Here is an 18,997-nt window from a genome sequence, read left to right on the forward strand (position 1 = left end):
CGGGTCGGCTCGCCCGGCTCGTGTTGCGGTTTTCCGGTCAGTCCGCGCCGTCCATCGTCGGGACCAGGGCCCGCAATTCCCGGGCAAGTTCGCCGAGACCGGTCGATCCCTTGGCGAGCACCCGGTCGGCCTGACCGGCCAGTCGGCGCCGATCCTCGGCCGTGATGTCCTTGGCGGTGAGCACGACCACCGGCACGTCGCGGCTGTCCGGGCGCGCCCGGAGCGCCCGCAGGAAGGCGAAGCCGTCCATCTCGGGCATCATCAGATCCAGCAGGATCAGGCACGGCCGTTCCGACTCGAGGGTCGCGAGGGCGCGCAGGCCGTTCTCGGCCTCGCGCACCGGGAAGCCCTCGCGCTCGAGATAGGCGCAGACATGGCACCGAACGTCCGCCTCGTCCTCGACGACGAGGATCGGCCCGCTACCGGCCGTAGGTCGGAAGCGGTCGACGATCTGGCGCAGACTTCCCCAGTCGATCGGCTTCTGCAGGTAGTCGGTGGCGCCGAGCGAGAAGGCGAGGTTCTGCTCGTCCAGGACCGTCACCATCACGATCGGTGTCGCGCCGATCTCGGGATCGGCGCGCATGGCCCGCAGCACTGCCCAGCCGTCCATCTGCGGCATGGTCACATCGAGGAGCACCGCCCGCGGGTGCAGGCTGCGGGCGAGATCGAGCCCCCGCCGCCCGTCCTCGGCGACCGTTACCGAGAAGCCCTCGCGCTCCAGGAAGCGGGCGAGCAGATCCCGGGTCGCGGCGTCGTCGTCGATCACCAAGATGGTTCCGCGTTCGCCGGGACTGGCGGCGCTGTCCGCATCCGCTTCTTCCGCCGCACCGGTCTCGAAGCGGACCGGCAGGGTCAGCGTGAAGGTGGTGCCCTCCCCTTGCCGGCTCTCCACGGCGATCGCGCCGCCCAGCATCTCGGCGAAGGCACGGGTGATCGCGAGGCCGAGCCCGGTCCCGCCGAAGCGGCGCGTCGTCGAGGCGTCGGCCTGGGTGAAGCGCTCGAACAGCCGCCCCACCTGCTCCGGCGTCATCCCGATCCCGGTATCGGTCACGGAGAAGCGCATCGTCGTGTCGACCCGGGCGACCGACAAGGTGATCCGGCCGTTCTCGGTGAACTTCGCGGCGTTGCTCAAGAGATTGATCAGGCACTGGCGCAGCTTGGTGACGTCGGTGTGGGCGCTGCCCAGATCCGCCTCTAGCGCCAGCACCAGGGTGTTGCCCTTCTTGGCGATCAGACCCTCGACCGTGACCGCGACCTCCTGCACCACGGTGGCGACGTCGAAATCCTCGGCGTAGACCTCGACCCGGTCGGCCTCGATCTTGGAGATGTCGAGCACGTCGTTGATCAGGCCGAGGAGGTGCCGGGCGTTGGTCTCGATCTTCTTCATGTCGGCGACCAAGTCGGCCTCGCCGATATCCTCCAGCTCCTCCTGCACCATTTCGGAATAGCCGATCACCGCCGAGAGCGGGGTGCGCAACTCGTGGCTCATATTGGCCAGGAACTGGCTCTTGGCGGCGTTGGCGGCCTCTGCGGCGGCGCGGGCCGCCTCGATGGCGGCCTCGGCCTCCTTGCGTTCGGTGATGTCCGTATGGGTCCCGACCCATTCGCGCAGGGTGCCGTCGGATTCGAGGATCGGAACGGCGCGCACGCTCATGTGCCGGTATGCCCCGGAGGCCGCGCGGATCCGGTGCTCCGTCGCGTAGGGCTCCAGGCTGCTCAGGGCGCGGGACCACGCGGCCCGGGTGTGCGGGCGATCCTCGGGATGGACCGCATCCAGGAAGCCGAGCCCTGCATAGGCGGCCTCGTCCTGACCGGTGAAGCGGCTCCAGGCCACCTGGCGTCGGTGCAGGCTGCCCTCCGGGTTGGCGGTCCAGACGATGGCCGCGCTGGCCTCGATCAGCGAACGGAACCGCTCCTCGCTGCGGCGCAGACGGGCCTCGGCCAAATGGCGGATGGTCTCGTCGACCACGACGAGGCCGACGCCCTCCACGTTCTCATCGGTCGAGGCGCTCTCCACGCCCCGGAGCGGGTAGAAGCTCATCGAGAAGTGGCGGACACCGCCGGGAGCGGAGGGAGCCGGCACGGCCACCGGGACGTTCGGCGAGACCAGGCCGTCCTTCAGGGCCGCGGCGAGCTTCAGGGCGAGTTCTTCCCGGAGGGTCGGAAGCATGGCCCAGATCGGCGCGCCGAGATCGGCCCCGAAGCCGCGTTCGCTCATCGTGGCGAGCGCCCGGTTCATGTGCCGGATCTTCAGGTCGCGGTCGAGGAAGCCGAGGCCCACCGGCGCGTTGGCGAGCACGCCGTCGAGCAGGCGCGACATGCGCAAGGATTCCTGCCGGCGCACCAGAGCGAGGCGGGCGAGCAGCACGATCGCGCCCAGCGCCGCCGCCCCCGAGAGCAGGAACAGCAGGAGCCCGCGCCAACCCTCGATCGCCTGAAGGGTGGCGAGACGCTCCAGCGTCGCGGCCTGACGGGCTGCCGCCTCGGCGCGGATCGCGTCCATCAGCTGCTTGCCTTCGCCGGTGCGGACCAGCTCGATGGCCGGCTCGAACCCCTGATTGCGCCGCGCCGCCACGACCCGGGCCGCGAAGTCCCGCTTCTGCGCGATCAGTCCGGCGAGCGAGGGGCCGCCGGCGCGGACCGGATCCTGCGCGGCCGAGCCGAGGCCGGCGAGTTCCGTCTCGATCTTGGTGAGGGCGCTCGTGTAGGGGGTGAGGTAATCCTCGCTGCCGACCAGGACGAAGCCCCGCTCGCTCGTCTCCAGGTCCTTCACCTCGGAGATCAGGCGCTCGATCCCGGCGACGGTGTCGTTCGCGTGGGCCGTCGCGGTCCGGTCGGCCTCGCCGGTGAGGTAGTTCGCCGTGCCGCTGCCCAGGGCGACGACCAGCAGGACGAACGCCGCCGGGGAGCCCAGGAGCCAGCCGAGCGGGCCGGCGCTGCGCCAGTTCCGCCGACGCAAGGAGAAGATCGATCCGACGCGAGACGGGGCGCTCACGTCTCCACCAGCCCGGTGCTGGCACCCGACGCCTCGGAATCGGGCCGGCCGTGCGGCTGGGCGAGGTATTCCCGCGACCGCATCTCGATGAGTCGCGAGACGGTCCGGTCGAACTCGAAGGCCTCGCGGCCGCTCTCGGCGGTGTAGAGCTCCTGCGCGTCGGCGTCCGCGGAGGCCACGAGCTTCACGTGCCGGTCGTAGAGCGTGTCGACCAGCGTGATGAAGCGCTTGGCCTCGTTCCGGTCCGCCTCTGCCATGACCGGGATCCCGTCCAGAATGACCGTGTGGTAGGCGCGGGCGAGCGCCATGTAGTCGGAGGCGCCGAGCGGCTTGCGGCAGAGATCGTCGAAACCGAACCGGGCCACGCCGGTCGCCTGCTCGGGGACCTCCACGGCCCGGCCGTGAACCGTGACCGTCGCCGGAAGGCCCCGGACCTTTCCGGTCAGTCCCTTGAAGGCGGCGTCGAGGGCGGCGCGCGCCTTGGCGTCGGCGGGAACGTGATAGACGGCCGCGCCGCCGAGCTTCTCCAGTCGGAAGTCGGTACGGGCGTCGAGCCGGACGACGTCCACGCGCTCCTTCAGGGTCGCGACGAACGGCAGGAACAGCGCCCGGTTCAGCCCGCCCTCGTAAAGCCTGTCCGGCTCGACGTTCGAGGTTGCGACGATCGTGACGCCCCGCCGGAACAGGTGGTTGAACAGGCGACCCAGGATCATCGCGTCGGCGATGTCGGTGACGGTGAACTCGTCGAAGCACAGCAATGTCGCCTCGTCGGCGAGCTGGTCGGCCACCGGCCCAATCGGGTCGTCGCCCTTGACGGTGCCGGCCTTGAGCGCCTGCCGATAGGCGTGGATGCGTTCGTGTGCGTCAGCCAGGAAGCCGTGGAAATGGACCCGCCGCTTCGGCTCGGGGGCCGCCTCATGGAACAGGTCCATCAGCATGGTCTTCCCGCGCCCGACCGAGCCCCAGACGTACAGGCCCCGGATCGGTTCGGCTTCGTCCTTGCGCCGGAACAGCCAGCCGAGGGCGCTCGTCTTGCTGGCGCGCTTGCGACGCTGCAGGTCCAGGACCAAGCGGTCGAGGGCGCGCACCAGATGCCCCTGGGCCGGATCGCGCTCGATCGCCCCGGTGGCGACCAGGGCCTCGTAGCGCTCGTGGACCGGCCCAGGCGAGACCGCGCTGGCCCGCGCCGCCGGCGACGGGGCGATGTGCTTGCCGGATCTGTCGTTCACGCCGCCGGTTCCTCGCTGCTGGTCGCGGCACCGGTTCGGCACCCCCCGCGCCCGCGTCGGCGGTCAACGACCCGGGACCTGTTCCAGTGCCGCGCAAGCTCGGCCTGAATCAACCCCGCGGCTGAACAGTCGCAGGAAAGCGTCCCATCGGCCCTGCGCATGGCAGATCCGCCGAGGGTCAGCCAAGCGTTTCGCTGCATTGCACAACGACTTTGAGGATGCGAGATCCGCTCCGTCTTTGGGAGGAGCGTCCGGATCTCCCTGCGCGGCACCGCGCACGAACCGGAGCTTCATCATGGCGGCACAAGCCTTCGAGGGTCTGGCCCACACCGTCCGCCGTCTGTGGCCGGCCGACCGCACGGCGGTCCTGAACTATTTCCTGCGGCTGGATCCGGAGACCCGGGCGAGCCGCTTCATGGGCAATGTCAGCGAGGCCGGGGTCAGGGCCTACGCCACGCAGGCCCTGACCGCCGAGGGCGTGATGTACGGCGCGTTCGTGGGTGGTGCGCTGCGCGGCCTCGGCGAATTGCGGCCCATGGGACCGGGTGCCTCGCGCTACGTCCTGGGGCCGCATGCCGAGGCGGCCTTCGCGGTGGAGCGGGCATTCCGTCGGCGCGGCATCGGCGCCGCCCTGTTCGCGCGGATCGCGAGCTCGGCGCGGCATCGCGGCGTCGTCGATCTGCACGTGCGCTGCCTGTCGGGGAACGGACCGATGCTGCGGCTCGCGGCCAAGCACGGGGCGGCCCTCCAGCACGAGGGGCGTGAGATCGAGGGCGCCCTCCACCTCGCGCGTCCGACGCCGTTCTCCCTCTGGTACGAAGGGATCGCGGAGGCTTTCGACTTCACCCTGGCGGCAAGCTTTCCGGAGCAGATGCGGCCCCCGGCCTGAATCCGTGAGCGCCGTCCACGCGGAGAGCCCGCGCGCTCACCCGGCGGCGTCGCCGACGAGCGCGAAGGTCAGGAGATCGACCGACCGGGCCCCGCCGCGCAGCAATGCCCGAGCGGCAGCGTTGCCAGTCGCGCCGGTGGTCATGACGTCGTCCACGAGGAGGATCCGGCGCCCGCGGATCCGGTGCTGTTCGGCGGTTGCCACGCGGAAGGCGCCGCTCAGGTTCTCGGCGCGGGCCGCACGGCTCAAACCCACCTGGGACCGCGTCGCGCGGACGCGCACGAGCGCCGTGGCGACGAAGGGGAGCCCGGCCGATCGGGCAATCACCCGGGCCAGAAGGGCGGACTGGTTGAACCGCCGGCGCCACAGGCGTCCGCGGTGGAGCGGTACCGGGACCACGCAATCGGCGTCGGCGATCAGGGTTCGGCCGCTCGCGGCCATCATCCGGGCCATGACGCGGGCCAGATCGAGGCGGTCCTCGTATTTCAGGCGATGGACGAGGCGGCGCGCCACCGCGTCGTACAGGGCTACAGACCGGGCACGCTCGAAGACCGGCGGCTCGGCGATCGCCCGGGGTGAGAGCAGCGGGCCGACCCCGAGATCGACCGCGAACGGCGTCCCGTAGCGCTGGCAGACCGGCTCCTCGATCAGCCGCAGGCTCGACCAGCAGGCCGGGCACAGGGCGCCGGGATCCGCGGTGGCGCCGCCGCAGCCCGCGCAGGTGGGCGGATAGATCAGCGAGACGACCCCGCGCGGCAGTCCGCGCAGGGTCCTTGCGACGGCCTCGAGAGCCGTCATGCGGCGGACGCGCCGCCCGAATCCGCGCCTCTACTGGGCCGAGACCGGGCGCGCCTGCGGCGCCATCTGCTGCTGCTGCATCTGGCGGTCGCGGGCGTTGGCGCGGTGACGGCCGATGGCGCAGCCGGCCGCAGCGCCGACGAGGCCGTGATGGCCGGCATAGTGCCCCGCGATGCCGCCGACGATGGCGCCCTTGATGCAGCCCTTGGCTTCGGCACCGCCGGCGGCCGCGAGGGTGGTGAGGGCCACGGCGGCCCCGACGAGCATACGCTTCATGATCAATGCTCCATGACGAATCTCGGCCGTTTAAGCCGGTTGCAGCAGGAACAGCGACGCTGCCGAGTCGTTCCGACATTCTAGCGCGGCTCACGGATCCGTGCGCGCGGCCGTGCGAGAGGTGGCGCGGGACGGCTTCAGATGCCATCTCCCCCGCGATGGATGCTCCCTCCGCCCTGTTCGACACGGCCCTCGCCCGCCGTCGCCTCGCCCGAGCCCAGGGCCGCGGCTACGCGGGCTTCCTCGTCGATCGGCTCGCCGAGGATCTCGATGACCGCCTGGGGGCGGTCCTGCGCCGCTTCACTTCGGTGCTCGACCTCGCGACGCCCGTCCCGGTGGCGGCCCGGATGCTCGCGGCCCGGTATCCGGAGGCGCGGCATCTCCGTCTCGCGGCCCGGCCCGAGACGGGCGGCGGCCTGATCGTCGGCGACCCGGAGGCGCTGCCGCTGGCGGCCGGAAGCCTCGACCTCGCCGTCTCGCTGCTGAGCCTTCACGCCGTGAACGACCTCCCGGGCACGCTGATCCAGCTGCGCCGCGCCCTGCGGCCGGACGGGTTGTTCCTCGGCTGCCTGCTCGGCGGCGCCACCCTGACCGAGCTGCGCCAGAGCTTCGCCCAGGCCGAGAGCGAGGTCGAGGGCGGGATCAGCCCGCGCGTGGCGCCCTTCGCGGCGGTGCGTGAGGCCGGCGGGTTGCTCCAGCGGGCCGGTTTCGCCCTGCCGGTGGCCGATACCGATACGCTGACGGTCCGCTACGCCGATCCGTTCGGCCTGATGCGCGATCTGCGCGCCATGGGCATGACCAACGTGCTCACCGAGCGGCGGCGGACGCCGCTGCGGCGGGCGACGCTCCTGCGGACGGCCGAGATCTATGCCGAGCGGTTCGCGGATCCGGATGGGCGCGTGCGGGCCACCTTCGAGGTGCTGTGGCTTTCGGGCTGGGTCCCGCACGAGACCCAGCAGAAGCCGCTTCGGCCCGGGACCGCGAAGACGCGCCTCGCCGACGCGCTCGGAACCGTCGAGTTGAAGCCCGAAGGAGGGAGCACGCCATGAAGGTGCCTGGACCGGACCACCCGATCACCATCGAGCCCGAGCCCCGCCGCGTCCGCGTCGTCGTGGCGGGTGTCGCGGTCGCCGAGAGCCGGAACGCCCTCCGGCTGCAGGAGGCCCAGTATCCGCCAGTCTTCTACGTGCCGCGGAGCGACATCCGGGCCGATCGCTTCGTCGCCTCGTCGCGCACCACACACTGCCCGTACAAGGGCGACGCCCACTATTTCGACCTCGTCGTCGACGGCACCCGGCGCCCCGACGCGGTCTGGAGCTACGGGGACCCGTACCCGGCCGTCGCGGCGATCCGGGACCACGTGGCGTTCTATCCGGACCGGGTCGACGCCATCACGCTGGAGGACTGAGCCGGTCACCCGCCCGGTTTACCCGATTCAATCCCGGACGAGGCTCCAGAACCCGTGCTTGCGGCCGTGCGCCTGCCGCAGCGCCGCGCGGTAGGCCTTCGGATCCGGCTCGGCATCGCCGGCCGCGAGGCGCCCCGCCAGGGCGTCGAGTTCCGCGAGGTAGCGCGCCCCATGCGGGTAGGCGGCGCTGCGGCCGCCCTCGAGGATGGAGTCGAGGAGCCGGCGATACAGGATCGTGGCCGCCCGGGGGTGTTCCTGGGCAAGCGCCTCGGCCGCCGGCGCCAGCACCGCGTACTGATCGCCCTGCCAGATCCCGGGCCTCGCGACCACCAATCCGGCGGCGCGGCGAAGATCCGGCCAAGCCGTCAGGAAGGTCAGAGCCCGGTGCGGCTGCGGGAAGGCCTCGGCATGGTCGAGGGCGCGCTGGAGCGCCTCCTCGTCCTCGAAATCCGGAAGCTTGGCGAGGAAGGTCCGCAGCATCGGCGCGTCGAGTTCCCGCTCGAATCGGGTCCACCGGAGGAGCTGTGCCTCGTCGGACCGGCCGAGGGCATCGAGGACCTCGATCTCCAGCGACTGCCGTTCGCGCTCCGGCCCGCGCGTATCGAATCCCGCGATCAGATCCGCCCGCGTCGCGATGCGCAATCCCGGATCTTGCATGCGCCGGATCCAGTCCAGCGCCTCTTCCGCCCGTCCGGCGGCGAGGAGGCGCCGGGCAATCTCGACGCGGTTCTCCCGCCCCGGCAGCACCGTGCGCTCCAGGGCGATGAAGGCGTCCGGATCGCCGCGCCGGTCGGCTATGGCCTGCCGGAGGCGCAGGATCTGGATCCGGGCCGCCTGCCGATGATGCGTCGCCTCGCGGCGGGGATCGCCGCCCGTCGGCATCGCGGCGTCGGCCGCGGCGAGCCTGTCGTCGATCTCGGCAAGGGCCGACTCGGGCAGCGTCGGGATCATGTCCCCGAGGACGAGTCCCAGTGGACCGAACGGATCCGCCGCAAAGGGCTCGACGAGGCGTGCCGCCAACCCGGCAGCCTCCGCCGGAGGCAGGTTGCCCGCGATCTCCACGAAGGCCGTCGAGGCGCGATCGAACACGCCCTGCACCGCGCCGGTGCTGTCGTCGACACGGTTCAGGACCGCGTCGGCACCGTTGAGGAAGCGTCTCAGGCGATCGAGGGCGGCGCCCGCATCGAGGGGGCGCAGCTCGTCGAGGATCACCGTCACGGTGGCGTTGAGATCGGCCGCGAAGGTCCGTCGCTTCTGCCAGTCGATATAGCCCTGGGCCCCCTCCAGGGCCGTCAGCCGCCGGTCGACGATGGCCGCCACGGCGTCCGGCCCCTGGAGGGAAGCCAAAGCGGCGCTCACCAGCTTCTTGAAGGCGGGATTGCGCGCGGTCTCGCCGAGGATCAGCCCGATCAACCGGTCCGGGCCGAGCGCCGCCAGCGTTTCCGGCGACGGTGTCGTGCGGCGCACGCCCTTCGGGAGGGCGGGCGCCTTCCGGCGTCCCTGCGGCGGCGGTTCCGGTGTCACCCGCCGCGCGCGCGCCACGATGGCCTCCTTCGATGCGTCGGGTTCCACACGGCCGTCCCGTCCGCGCCGGCTACTCCACGACGCGGGCGCGGGGCCGATCGCTGCCCTGGGCGGTCTCGTCGTGCCAGCCGCCGGCCTGATCCTGGTAGCGGATGCCCTCGGTCGAGCCGGGGACCTGCTGCTCTGCCGCCGCGGCCTGGGCCGCCTGCAGCGCCTCTTCGCGACTCGGGAAGGTCTCGGAAAAGACGTCGCCGACCTTGTAGGCGAACCCGCCGTCGTGCTCGACGATGCGATAGGTAACCTCAGACATCACGCCTCCTGTTCACGCCCGGCATTGTTGAGCGCGAACCCGCCGGATGTGCTGGGGGTTCCAGGCGTGGTGCGTGGCGGCCTCCGATCCGCCGGAAAGTGCCGCTATCGGCAGCGGATCCCGATATCCAGACGATCCCGATGCAGCTTCGCCCGCTTCTCGCCCTCGCCCTCCTCCTGGTCGCCCGGCCCGCCAGCGCCGAGGAGGGGTTCCTCGACAAGCTCTTCGGCGGTTCCGGGCGCGGGACGCCGCCCAATCCGTTCGCCTCGAACTACCCGTCCGCGCCGCCCTCCGCGGAAGAAATCCGCGCCGTGCGGGCGCGGCGCGACGAACGCGGCGTCCGGCGCGGCCCGCTGCCTCCGGGCCGCATCCCGGAGGAGTGAGGCTCAGGCGTCGCCGACGACTCCGGCCGCGTCCTGGGCCTGAAGCACGTCCGGGCGCGGCATCGAGATGATGTTGTAGCCGGCATCCACGAAATGGACCTCGCCGGTGACACCGCCCGAGAGCGGCGACAGGAGGTAGAGGGCTGAGCCGCCGACATCCTCCAGGCTCACCGTGCGCCGCAGCGGCGCATGGGCCCGCTGGTGATTGAACATCAGCCGCGCGTCGGCGATCCCGGCGCCCGCCAGCGTCCGCATCGGGCCGGCGGAGAGCGCGTTGACGCGGATCCCGTCCGGACCGAGATCGCTCGCGAGGTAGCGGACGGACGCCTCCAGCGCCGCCTTGGCCACGCCCATCACGTTGTAGTTCGGCATGACCCGGGTCGCCCCGCCGTAAGTCAGGGTCAGCAGGGACCCGCCCTGCGTCATCCGCTTGGCCGCGCGCTGCGCGATCTCGGTGAACGAGAAGCACGAGATCGTCATCGTCCGCACGAAATTCTCGCGGGTGGTCACGTCGACGTAGCGGCCCTTGAGCTGCGCCTTGTCGGAGAAGCCGATGGCGTGGACCACGAAGTCGAGGCCGCCGTCGAATCGCGCATCGAGGGCCTCGAAGGTCGCATCCACGGAGGCGAGGTCCTCGACGTCGCAGGGGAGGACGAGATCCGAATCGAGTTTGGCGGCGAGCGGTGCCACGCGGCGTCCCAAAGCCTCGCCCTGGTAGGTGAAAGCCAGGCGCGCGCCCTGGGCGTGCAGCGCCTTGGCGATACCCCAGGCGATCGAGTGATCGTTCGCGACGCCCATGATCAGGCCGCGCTTGCCTGCCATCAATCCCGTCATGCCGACTCACATCCTGACCAAGCACGCCGCCCCTACCAGGCGGGGACGGTCCGCGATCCGCGCAAGCGAACCGCCAAAGGGTGCCTTAGCGCGGCTCGCCGTGCGTTCCAAACCGGTCGGCGGTCGGACGGCAGGCAAAAAAAAGCCCCGCCTGTTGGCGGGGCGTTCCCGGCGGGGCGGCCGGACTCAGAAATGGCCGTCCGTATGCGATTGGGCCTCGTCGATGAGGGCCTGCTTGGCGTAGATCGCGGCGCAACCGGCGATGACCAGCCCGCTTAGCGTTCCGAAGATGAAAGTCCCCATTGCCACCACCAGATCTCAACATTCGGTAAACGCCGACCTCAAGCCGGCGGTTCCCTTCAGTAATCAGGCGTCGACGTGCTTCAGGACCAGGGTCGCATTGGTGCCGCCGAAGCCGAAGGAATTCGTCAGCACGTGCCCGAGCTGCGCGTCGTCCCGACGCGCCCGCAGGATCGGCATGTCGGCGAAGGCGGGATCGAGTTCGTCGATATGCGCGCTCTCGCAGATGAAGCCGTTGTTCATCATGAGCAGGCTGTAGATCGCCTCCTGCACGCCGGTGGCGCCGAGCGAGTGACCGGTGAGCGACTTCGTGGCGGCGATCGGCGGGCATGCGTCGCCCCGGCCGAAGACCTCGCGGATCGCCTCGATCTCCTTGTCGTCGCCGACCGGCGTCGAGGTGGCGTGCGGGTTGATGTAGTCGATCCGCGCGCCCTTCAGGCCTTCCATGGCCTGCCGCATGCAGCGGACGGCCCCTTCGCCCGACGGCGCCACCATGTCGTGCCCATCCGACGTGGCGCCGTAGCCGGCCATCTCGCCGTAGATCCGGGCGCCCCGCGCCTTGGCGTGCTCCAGCTCCTCGAGGACCAGAACGCCCGCGCCGCCGGCGATGACGAAGCCGTCGCGGTTGGCATCGTAGGCGCGGGAGGCCCGGGACGGCGTGTCGTTGTACTTGGACGACATGGCGCCCATGGCGTCGAACAGCACCGAGAGGGTCCAGTCGAGGTCTTCGCACCCACCCGCGAAGATGATGTCCTGCCGCCCGCCCTGGATGATCTCTGCGGCGTTGCCGATGCAGTGATTCGACGTCGCGCAGGCGGAGGAGATCGAATAATTCACGCCGCGGATCTTGAACCACGTCGCCAGGGTCGCCGAGGCGGTGGACGACATCGCCTTCGGCACCGCGAACGGGCCGATGCGCTTGGGGCCCTTCTCCCGGGCGATGGCGGCGGCCTCGACGATCACCCGGGTCGACGGACCGCCCGAACCCATGATGATGCCGGTGCGCTCGTTCGAGATGTCGCCCTGTTCTAGACCCGCGTCCCGGATCGCCTGATCCATGGCGACGTGGTTCCAGGCGGTGCCGCCGCCGTGGAAGCGCATGGCGCGCCGGTCCACCACGCCTTCGGGGTCGAGGGTCGGCGCGCCCGAGACCTGGCTTCGGAAGCCGTGCTCGGCGTAGCTGGCGTCGCGCGCGATGCCCGAGCGGGCTTCGCGCAGGGAGGCGAGCACCTCCTGCGTGTTGTTGCCGATGGACGAGACGATGCCCATCCCGGTGATGACGACACGGCGCATGATGGTGACACTACCTCCGTCGCGGCCTCGGTCGCCCGGGCCACGTACCGGTCAGCTAAGGTGACGCGGACACAATCTCAACCACCGAGATCGTCCGGCGTTGCGGCCGAGCCGCGAACCGGACGCCCGGCCGACGCGATTCAGCTCTGGAACAGGCCGACCCGCATGTCCTGAACCTGATAGACGCGCTCGCCGTCCGCTTCGAGCCAGCCGTCGCCGATGCCGAGGACGAGCTTGCCCTGACGGACGCGCTTCACGTCGACATTGTAGACCACCTTCTTCATCGTCGGCAGGACTTGGCCGGCGAGCTTCACCTCGCCGACGCCGAGGGCGCGGCCACGACCCGGCGAGCCGAGCCAGCCGAGATGGAAGCCCAGCATCTGCCAGAGCGCATCGAGCCCGAGGCAGCCCGGCATCACCGGATCGCCCTGAAAGTGGCAGGGGAAGAACCAGAGGTCCGGCCGAATGTCGAGTTCGGCGGTCACGTGGCCCTTCCCATGGGCGCCACCCTCGGCCGCGATGGACGTGATGCGGTCGAACATCAGCATCGGCGGAAGCGGCAATTGCGCGTTCCCGGATCCGAAGAGTTCGCCGCGCCCGCAGGCCAGAAGATCCTCGTAAGAATAGTGCGACCGGCGGTTCGCGTCCTGCGCTTGTGTCTCGGCGTCTGGCGGCATTGGGTTGGCTGTTTCCTCGGATGTGCGCGATCTTCACGTCGCGGGCGACTATACTCGGCCCGTCGGCTGGCGCGCGGGTTAGCACGGGGCGTCGCGCCTTCAAAGCCTGCGGCCGCAGGCATGCGGCAACGCTCGGGTTGCGACAGCCTGACCACTTCAATATACTCGGGCGACATCCGTTCCTTCAGGCCCCTCGTCGAGCGTTCAGTCCAGCGATGTCCGAACCGGTGCCATTCCAGGCCGTCTTCAACGGCCGGGTCCCCGCCCCCCAGTTGGAGGCCAACGGGACTCCGCGGCGCGGGTGCCCGCTGTCCGACCTCCGCGACCGCCTGCGTCGGGCCGGCCTGCGGCCGACGCGGCAGCGTCTCTCCCTCGGCTGGCTTCTGTTCGGCCGCGGCGACCGCCATCTCACGGCCGAGATGCTCTACGACGAAGCGATGCGCGCCAAGGTGCCGGTGTCGCTGGCGACGGTGTACAACACCCTCCATCAGTTCACCGAGGCGGGGCTGCTGCGCCAGCTCGCGCTCGACGGGTCGAAGGCCTATTTCGACACGAACCCGACCGAGCACCACCACTTCTACCTGGAAGACGAGAGCCAGGTCATCGACATGCCGGATTGCGGCATCACGGTTGATTCGCTGCCCGAGGCCCCCGAGGGGATGGAGATCGCCGGGGTCGAGGTGATCGTACGGCTGCGCCGCAGCCGGCCGGCGGGCCGCCGCCAGGGCTGACGCCGCGGTACGGCTCAAGGAATCATCAGGATCGTCGCAAAGGCCCGGTTTCGTCCGGGCCTTTGCGTTTGCGCTCGGTCGCGCGACACCGGAGCGCCGGCCATTCCGGTCGGGGTGCGGCGATCGGTGCCGGCATCGGATACCGTCTGCTGCGCGGTCCCGGTATGGGAGTGTCCGTGCCGGCCGGCATCGCCCGATGGCGATGATCGCGCCGAACGCTACTCCACGACCTCGTTCGGATAGACGCCCCACAGGCGGTTCTGGCGGATATAGCCATCCACGTCCCGCTTGTTCGGCAGGGCGACGATCAGGCGGCACCACGTGCCGGTGCAGCTCTTGACGCTGCCGATCACCCCGGTCTGAAGCTTGGCCTCGTCCTCGGCGCCGTCGTCGGCCTTCGCGCGCAGCGATACGGCAGCCTTCTCGACGCCCTTGTCGGGGCCGGCATTCACGATGGCGGTCCGGCGGCCGGACAGCAGGGAGTGCAGCACCCAGCCTTCGGTCCCCTCCGAATCGCGGATCCGGCGCCAGGTCTCGAACTCGCCGATGATCTCGACGGGCAGGCCGGCCCGCTGGAAGACCCAAAGGGTGCGGTGATCCTTGGAGGGGCCCTCGCGGAGGTTGACGCGATCGGTCTTCAGGCTCGCGTAGCGCGGCAGCGGCAGCTTGGTCACCGGTCCGACCCCAGCCTCGGGGCCTGCGGGCGGCGCCGCCCGGGCACCGGTCGCGAGGCCGCCGGCCAGCATCGCCACGACGGCGAAGCTGAGGCGTGACACGCGCATGGTCGTCTCCCTATCCAGACGTGGCGTTGGTGGGCGCCGGACCTGTCGAAAGCAGGGCCGGTTCGACACGCGGACCGGGCCGCATCCGATTGTGTTCCGGCCCACCTCTGGTAGAGAGGCCGATGGGTCGGAACTGGCTCCGGAACCGGCGCCTCGTGACCGATCCTGTCTGGCCGAGTTCGGTTAACGGACGCTTGCGGGAAGCGGTCCGGGCGGAAGCCGCCGGGCGCGTGCCGCAATCAGGGCCGCGGGGCTGACGGGGAGAGAGACGTGTCGAAGCGCAAGCCGCTGGTGGTCGTGACGCGGCGCCTTCCGGATGCCGTCGAGACGCGGATGCGTGAGCTGTTCGACGTCCGGCTCAATGCCGACGACGCTCCGCTGGCGGCGGACGATCTGGCGGCCGCTTTGCGCGAGGCCGATGTCCTCGTCCCCACTGTCACGGACGAGATCGATTCCGGCCTGATTGCCCAGGCCGGACCGAACCTGCGGCTCATCGCCAATTTCGGCAACGGCGTCGATCACATCGACGTGGCGGCGGCGCTGGAGCGCGGCATCACGGTCACCAACACGCCCGGCGTTCTGACCGAGGACACCGCCGATATGACAATGGCGCTGATCCTCGCGGTGGCCCGCCGGGTGACCGAGGGCGCGCGGATCATCCCGGATGACGAGTGGACCACGGGCTGGTCGCCGACCTGGATGCTCGGCCGGCGCATCACCGGCAAGCGGCTGGGGATCGTCGGCATGGGCCGGATCGGCCAGGCCCTGGCCAAGCGCGCCCGCGCCTTCGGATTGCAGGTCCATTACCACAACCGCCGCCGTGTGCCCGCCGCCATCGAGAGCGCCCTCGACGCCACCTACTGGGAATCCCTCGACCAGATGCTGGCGCGCGTCGACATCGTGTCGGTGAATTGCCCGCACACGCCAGCCACCTACCATCTGCTCTCGGCGCGGCGCCTGAAGCTGCTCAAGCCCGAGGCCATCGTGGTCAACACCGCCCGCGGCGAGGTGATCGACGAGAACGCCCTGGCGCGCTTGATCGAGGGCGGCGAGGTTTCGGCGGCCGGCCTCGACGTGTTCGAGCAGGAGCCCGCAGTCAGCCCCCGGCTCGTCAAGCTCGCGCGCCAGGGGAAGGTCGTGCTCCTGCCGCATATGGGTTCGGCAACCTATGAGAGCCGCACCGACATGGGCGAGAAGGTCATCATCAACATCAAGACCTTCATGGACGGCCACAGGCCGCCGGACCGCATCCTGCCCAGCATGCTCTGAGCAGCGCTGCGCCTTCGAAGGGCCTCAGGCCGCCAGCGGCTTTCTGGCGGCCTCGACGCTTTGGAACAGGCGCTCCGAGGTCGGCTTGAGGAAAGCGAAGTCGCATTCCGGGCTCTGATCGGAGAGGTCCTTCAGATCGGAATGGCCGACGCACAGCACCCTGCCCGGCTCCGCGCAGACCGCGAGGCGGTGCGCGCGTGCACCGGCGACGGAAGGCCCAATTCGCCCACGACACTGCCCGCGCCCGCCGCGAGACCGACTTCCGGCGTCCGGAAGCGTAGACGAGCCGCACGGATGGTCTGGCCGCGGTCAGAGGGCGTCGCCGGTCACCGCCTGCGGCTTGGCCATGCCCTGAACGCCCTGGAACAGGCGTTCGCTTGTCAGCTTCAGGAAGTAGAACCCGAATTCGGGGTTTTGGTAGTAGAGTTGCTTTACGTCCGAATAGGACACGCACAGCGCGTGGCCCGCCTCGACGCAGACCAACGACGCGGTTCGGGCATTGCCGGGTGACAGCAGACCCAGCTCGCCGACGATCCCGCCCTTGCGCACCTCGAGGCCGACCTCCGGGATCCGGAACACGCCGCTCTCGATGTAGTACATCTCGTCGGCGAGATCCCCCTTGCGGAACACCACCTCGCCGACGCCGAACGGGCGCCGCGAGCCGAAGGGCCGCAGCCATTCGAGGGACAGGTCGCCGTCGGCGGCCGTCTCCACGTCGCGGACGAGGCGCATCATCTGCCAGAGCCGGTAGGCATTGAAGGGCATCTGGATCAGCTCGGTGAGCACCACCGGCATGCTGCCGATCAGGATGCCGTAGGTGATCACGGCACAGCTTGCGCAGAGCGAGATGATCCGCAACGGAATCATCGTGCTCATGGCCGTCGCCGAAATGGTCAGCGCCGTCCCGAGATAGCCGATGCCCTCGACCCAATCCATGGCCGCCCCCTGAAGCGTGTCAGCCGGGGGATGCCTGTCTTGCCCCGCTCCGGCAAGCTTTTCGGGGCTTTCCGCGCAGCGGGGATCTCAGCCTGTGCCTGCACGGATACGCGTCCCGGCCCCGTCCGTGACGACCGCGGCCACGGCCTCGGCGGCCCGAACGCCCTCCTCGTAGGCGCCGCCGACGGTGCCCCACTGTTCCCAGGACAGCGCCTCGCCGGCGAACCAGACCGTATCGGCCACCGCGCCGCGCAGGGCCTGTCGCGCCGGCGCATGGCCCGGCGGGACTACCGCCCACGATCCGCGCGACCATCGGTCGTGGCGCCACGCGCTCACCGCCGGGATCGTGAGATCGCGCAGCCGTGCGCCGCCGAAATGCTCGGCCAGGACCGCGCGGACATGGCGGCGCACGCCGTCTGCGCCGGAGCCAGCGGCGTCGATCGCCGCCGCCTCGTGCAGGTCGAGTTCGTAATAGTGGAACGGCGTTCCGTCGATGCGGGTCAGAAGCCCCGGCGGCGCGTGACGCCCGCCATGGATCGCCGCGAGCCGGTCGCGGCCGCGGAACGGGCTCGACGGCCAGTGCAGCACCGCGTGCTCGTAGATGCCGGTGGTGAACCCGTCGATGGCGGCGCGGGCCGCATTCGGCAGCGGCGGCGAGAAGACCGGTCCCTCACGCAACACCATCATCGGCACGGTCACGATCACGGCGCGCGCGGCGTGCTCGGCTCCGGCCGCGGTGGTCGCGCGGACCCGGCCGCCCGACCAGTCGATCCGCGTCACCGCTGTCGCGAGCGCCACCGGCAACCCGTCCGCCAAGCGGGCGAGGTAGCTGCCGTAGCCGTCGGCGAGGAAGTAGTTGTCGCCGTATTCGAGGCTGGGGAAGTCCTGAAGCGAGACCTCGTTCAGCGGCCGGCCCGACACGAGGCCATGGACCTGCGCCACCCGCGCCCCCCAGGGCCCGAGCCCCGGCGGCAGCGCGCTGCCTGCCGGCCGGTCGGGACCGGGCTGCGCGGCGCCGCGGGTCATGGCCCGGTCGGCCCGGTCGAAGGCACGCCCGTTGGCCCGGATCTCGGCGGCGCGGCCGGGCCGACGCCCGACCCAGACGTGGCTCTCCTGCGGCGCACGGCGCAGCCGCTCGCCGCGCGTCCGACCGAGCGTCACCAGGGGGTTGATCGGCCCGGCATGAAGCCAATGGGCTCCGAGATCGAGGGCATGGCCGCGCAGGGCGACCGTCAGGGCGCGGCCACCGACGCGGTCCCGTGCCTCCAGCACGGCCACCGAAACACCCCGTGCGGCAAGAGTCCGGGCCGCGCCGATCCCCGCGGCACCCGCACCGATCACCAGCACGTCCGCCACTTCGGGAAGCGGCGCGAGGCGCGGCCTGTAGGCGGGGCGGAACGCCGGGTCGATCCATCGGGACTCCGCAGCCTGCGGCATCGCGACCTGTCCGGCGGTGCCCTGTCCGGTCGTGTCCTGTCCGGTGGTATCCTGCACGCGTTCTCCCCGCACCCTCTCGCCCCTGCGACGGCTCCCGGCCTTGCACCGGTCGCCACACCGCTCCACAACGCGCCTGCGCCGCTTTCGGCGCGGGCCGGAACACTTCGCCCGATGCTCGTCGAGTCCGCCGCGGCGGCGTTGCGCCAGACCTTCTCGCCACCGCTGCGGGCGATCCTGTGGAAATCCCTCGGCCTGACGGTCGGGCTCCTGCTCCTGGTCTGGCTCGGCCTGACCCGGCTCATCCAGGCGTTCCAGGCGAGCCACCACATCTCCACCCAGTACCCGATCCTCGACAACCTCGCCTACTATCTGGCGGGGGTCGGTCTCGTCGTGGTCCTCGCCTACCTGATGCCGGCGGTCTCGATCCTGGTGGCGGGCTTCTTCCTCGACGATGCCGCCGAGATCGTCGAGCGCACCGATTTCCCGAATGACCCGCCCGGACGCCCCATGCCGTTCGGAACCGCCATGCTCTATGCGGTGCGCTTCGCCGGCCTGACGCTTCTGGTCAATCTCGCGGCGCTGGTGATCTTCTTCGTGCCGGTGATCGGAATCGCGGCCTTCTTCGCGGCCAATGCCTATCTGCTCTCCCGCGAGTATTTCGAGATGGCGGCGGCCCGGTTCCGGCCCCTTCCGGAGGCCGCCGAGATGCGCCGCGCTTTCTCCGTCCGGACACTCGGTGCCGGTTGCCTGCTGGCGGCCCTGATGGTCGTTCCGATCCTCAACCTGCTGACGCCGCTCTTCGGAATCGCGCTGATGGTCCACCTCCACAAGCGCCTCGGCCGACGCCCGCTGGTGACCGGACCCCTGCGTTAGGCCCACGCATCTGCGAGGATGCGGCCCGTGACCGCTCTGGCCGGCCCGGCCGT

Annotated in this window: 21 protein-coding genes; 7 read left to right on the forward strand and 14 right to left on the reverse strand. The window is 70.6% G+C overall.

Features of this window, described 5'->3' with window-relative positions:
• Nucleotides 1-37 precede the first annotated feature (37 nt).
• Both MCBMB27_RS10140 and zapE read right to left on the reverse strand, forming a co-directional pair.
• The gene (locus MCBMB27_RS10140) at nt 38-2,995 is read right to left on the reverse strand and encodes a response regulator (RefSeq protein ID WP_170861822.1); all 2,958 of its coding nucleotides are present in this window, start codon (nt 2,993-2,995) and stop codon (nt 38-40) included.
• Nucleotides 2,992-4,224, reverse strand: a complete 1,233-nt coding sequence (gene zapE, locus MCBMB27_RS10145; RefSeq protein ID WP_075380345.1) for a cell division protein ZapE — start codon at nt 4,222-4,224, stop codon at nt 2,992-2,994. The genes MCBMB27_RS10140 and zapE overlap by 4 nt, the downstream gene beginning before the upstream one ends.
• 295 nt (nt 4,225-4,519) lie before the next feature.
• Here zapE and MCBMB27_RS10150 point away from each other — a divergent pair, with 295 nt between their 5' ends.
• Nucleotides 4,520-5,113, forward strand: coding sequence for a GNAT family N-acetyltransferase (locus MCBMB27_RS10150; RefSeq protein WP_075380346.1), 594 nt, complete (start codon nt 4,520-4,522; stop codon nt 5,111-5,113).
• Nucleotides 5,114-5,149: 36 nt separating this feature from the next.
• On the opposite strand, the gene MCBMB27_RS10155 is transcribed toward MCBMB27_RS10150, so the two are convergent.
• The gene (locus MCBMB27_RS10155) at nt 5,150-5,911 is read right to left on the reverse strand and encodes a ComF family protein (protein ID WP_053610664.1); all 762 of its coding nucleotides are present in this window, start codon (nt 5,909-5,911) and stop codon (nt 5,150-5,152) included.
• 30 nt (nt 5,912-5,941) lie between these two features.
• On the reverse strand, nt 5,942-6,187 hold the full coding sequence (locus tag MCBMB27_RS10160) for a hypothetical protein (protein ID WP_043355746.1): 246 nt from the start codon (nt 6,185-6,187) through the stop codon (nt 5,942-5,944).
• Nucleotides 6,188-6,345: 158 nt separating this feature from the next.
• Between MCBMB27_RS10160 and MCBMB27_RS10165 the strand changes: the two genes are divergently transcribed.
• Nucleotides 6,346-7,236 carry a methyltransferase domain-containing protein gene (locus tag MCBMB27_RS10165; protein WP_043380670.1) on the forward strand — a complete coding sequence of 297 codons (891 nt, stop codon included), beginning with the start codon at nt 6,346-6,348 and terminating at the stop codon, nt 7,234-7,236.
• Complete coding sequence (locus MCBMB27_RS10170; RefSeq protein WP_043380672.1) at nt 7,233-7,595, forward strand: DUF427 domain-containing protein; 363 nt, start codon at nt 7,233-7,235, stop codon at nt 7,593-7,595. The genes MCBMB27_RS10165 and MCBMB27_RS10170 overlap by 4 nt, the downstream gene beginning before the upstream one ends.
• 27 nt (nt 7,596-7,622) lie before the next feature.
• On the opposite strand, the gene MCBMB27_RS10175 is transcribed toward MCBMB27_RS10170, so the two are convergent.
• Both MCBMB27_RS10175 and MCBMB27_RS10180 read right to left on the reverse strand, forming a co-directional pair.
• The gene (locus tag MCBMB27_RS10175) at nt 7,623-9,137 is read right to left on the reverse strand and encodes a DUF6880 family protein (RefSeq protein ID WP_075381921.1); all 1,515 of its coding nucleotides are present in this window, start codon (nt 9,135-9,137) and stop codon (nt 7,623-7,625) included.
• A gap of 52 nt (nt 9,138-9,189) precedes the next feature.
• The gene (locus MCBMB27_RS10180; RefSeq protein WP_020092122.1) at nt 9,190-9,429 is read right to left on the reverse strand and encodes a hypothetical protein; all 240 of its coding nucleotides are present in this window, start codon (nt 9,427-9,429) and stop codon (nt 9,190-9,192) included.
• A 140-nt stretch (nt 9,430-9,569) separates the two neighbouring features.
• Between MCBMB27_RS10180 and MCBMB27_RS10185 the strand changes: the two genes are divergently transcribed.
• Complete coding sequence (locus MCBMB27_RS10185) at nt 9,570-9,812, forward strand: hypothetical protein (protein ID WP_075380347.1); 243 nt, start codon at nt 9,570-9,572, stop codon at nt 9,810-9,812.
• 3 nt (nt 9,813-9,815) lie between these two features.
• On the opposite strand, the gene fabI is transcribed toward MCBMB27_RS10185, so the two are convergent.
• From fabI to fabA, 4 genes are all read right to left on the reverse strand, one after another.
• On the reverse strand, nt 9,816-10,646 hold the full coding sequence (gene fabI / locus MCBMB27_RS10190) for an enoyl-ACP reductase FabI (RefSeq protein ID WP_043355017.1): 831 nt from the start codon (nt 10,644-10,646) through the stop codon (nt 9,816-9,818).
• Between the two features lie 186 nt (nt 10,647-10,832).
• The gene (locus MCBMB27_RS30805; protein WP_257787406.1) at nt 10,833-10,955 is read right to left on the reverse strand and encodes a hypothetical protein; all 123 of its coding nucleotides are present in this window, start codon (nt 10,953-10,955) and stop codon (nt 10,833-10,835) included.
• 57 nt (nt 10,956-11,012) lie between these two features.
• Nucleotides 11,013-12,239 (reverse strand): beta-ketoacyl-ACP synthase I, encoded by a 1,227-nt coding sequence (fabB, locus tag MCBMB27_RS10195; protein ID WP_043355015.1) that lies wholly within the window; start codon nt 12,237-12,239, stop codon nt 11,013-11,015.
• Between the two features lie 140 nt (nt 12,240-12,379).
• Nucleotides 12,380-12,916 (reverse strand): 3-hydroxyacyl-[acyl-carrier-protein] dehydratase FabA, encoded by a 537-nt coding sequence (gene fabA / locus MCBMB27_RS10200; protein WP_043355013.1) that lies wholly within the window; start codon nt 12,914-12,916, stop codon nt 12,380-12,382.
• A gap of 215 nt (nt 12,917-13,131) precedes the next feature.
• Between fabA and irr the strand changes: the two genes are divergently transcribed.
• Entirely contained in the window at nt 13,132-13,647 is a 516-nt protein-coding gene (irr, locus tag MCBMB27_RS10205) for a Fur family transcriptional regulator Irr (RefSeq protein WP_012319639.1), read from the forward strand.
• Nucleotides 13,648-13,865: 218 nt separating this feature from the next.
• Here the strand turns inward: irr and MCBMB27_RS10210 are convergent, their stop codons facing one another.
• On the reverse strand, nt 13,866-14,429 hold the full coding sequence (locus tag MCBMB27_RS10210) for an SH3 domain-containing protein (protein ID WP_043355011.1): 564 nt from the start codon (nt 14,427-14,429) through the stop codon (nt 13,866-13,868).
• A 270-nt stretch (nt 14,430-14,699) separates the two neighbouring features.
• Between MCBMB27_RS10210 and MCBMB27_RS10215 the strand changes: the two genes are divergently transcribed.
• Nucleotides 14,700-15,698 (forward strand): 2-hydroxyacid dehydrogenase, encoded by a 999-nt coding sequence (locus tag MCBMB27_RS10215; RefSeq protein WP_043380685.1) that lies wholly within the window; start codon nt 14,700-14,702, stop codon nt 15,696-15,698.
• Nucleotides 15,699-15,722: 24 nt separating this feature from the next.
• Here MCBMB27_RS10215 and MCBMB27_RS30810 read toward each other — a convergent pair whose 3' ends face one another.
• The 3 genes from MCBMB27_RS30810 to MCBMB27_RS10225 form a co-directional block, all read right to left on the reverse strand.
• Nucleotides 15,723-15,857, reverse strand: a complete 135-nt coding sequence (locus MCBMB27_RS30810) for a hypothetical protein (protein ID WP_257787407.1) — start codon at nt 15,855-15,857, stop codon at nt 15,723-15,725.
• Nucleotides 15,858-16,007: 150 nt separating this feature from the next.
• Complete coding sequence (locus MCBMB27_RS10220) at nt 16,008-16,634, reverse strand: Crp/Fnr family transcriptional regulator (protein ID WP_043380688.1); 627 nt, start codon at nt 16,632-16,634, stop codon at nt 16,008-16,010.
• An 87-nt stretch (nt 16,635-16,721) separates the two neighbouring features.
• Complete coding sequence (locus MCBMB27_RS10225) at nt 16,722-18,071, reverse strand: flavin monoamine oxidase family protein (protein WP_075381922.1); 1,350 nt, start codon at nt 18,069-18,071, stop codon at nt 16,722-16,724.
• A gap of 171 nt (nt 18,072-18,242) precedes the next feature.
• Here MCBMB27_RS10225 and MCBMB27_RS10230 point away from each other — a divergent pair, with 171 nt between their 5' ends.
• A complete protein-coding gene (locus MCBMB27_RS10230; RefSeq protein WP_043757826.1) occupies nt 18,243-18,944 on the forward strand; it encodes a sulfate transporter family protein in 702 nt (233 codons plus the stop codon).
• Nucleotides 18,945-18,997 lie beyond the last annotated feature (53 nt).

The sequence above is a fragment of the Methylobacterium phyllosphaerae genome, assembly GCF_001936175.1.
Lineage (GTDB): Bacteria > Pseudomonadota > Alphaproteobacteria > Rhizobiales > Beijerinckiaceae > Methylobacterium > Methylobacterium fujisawaense.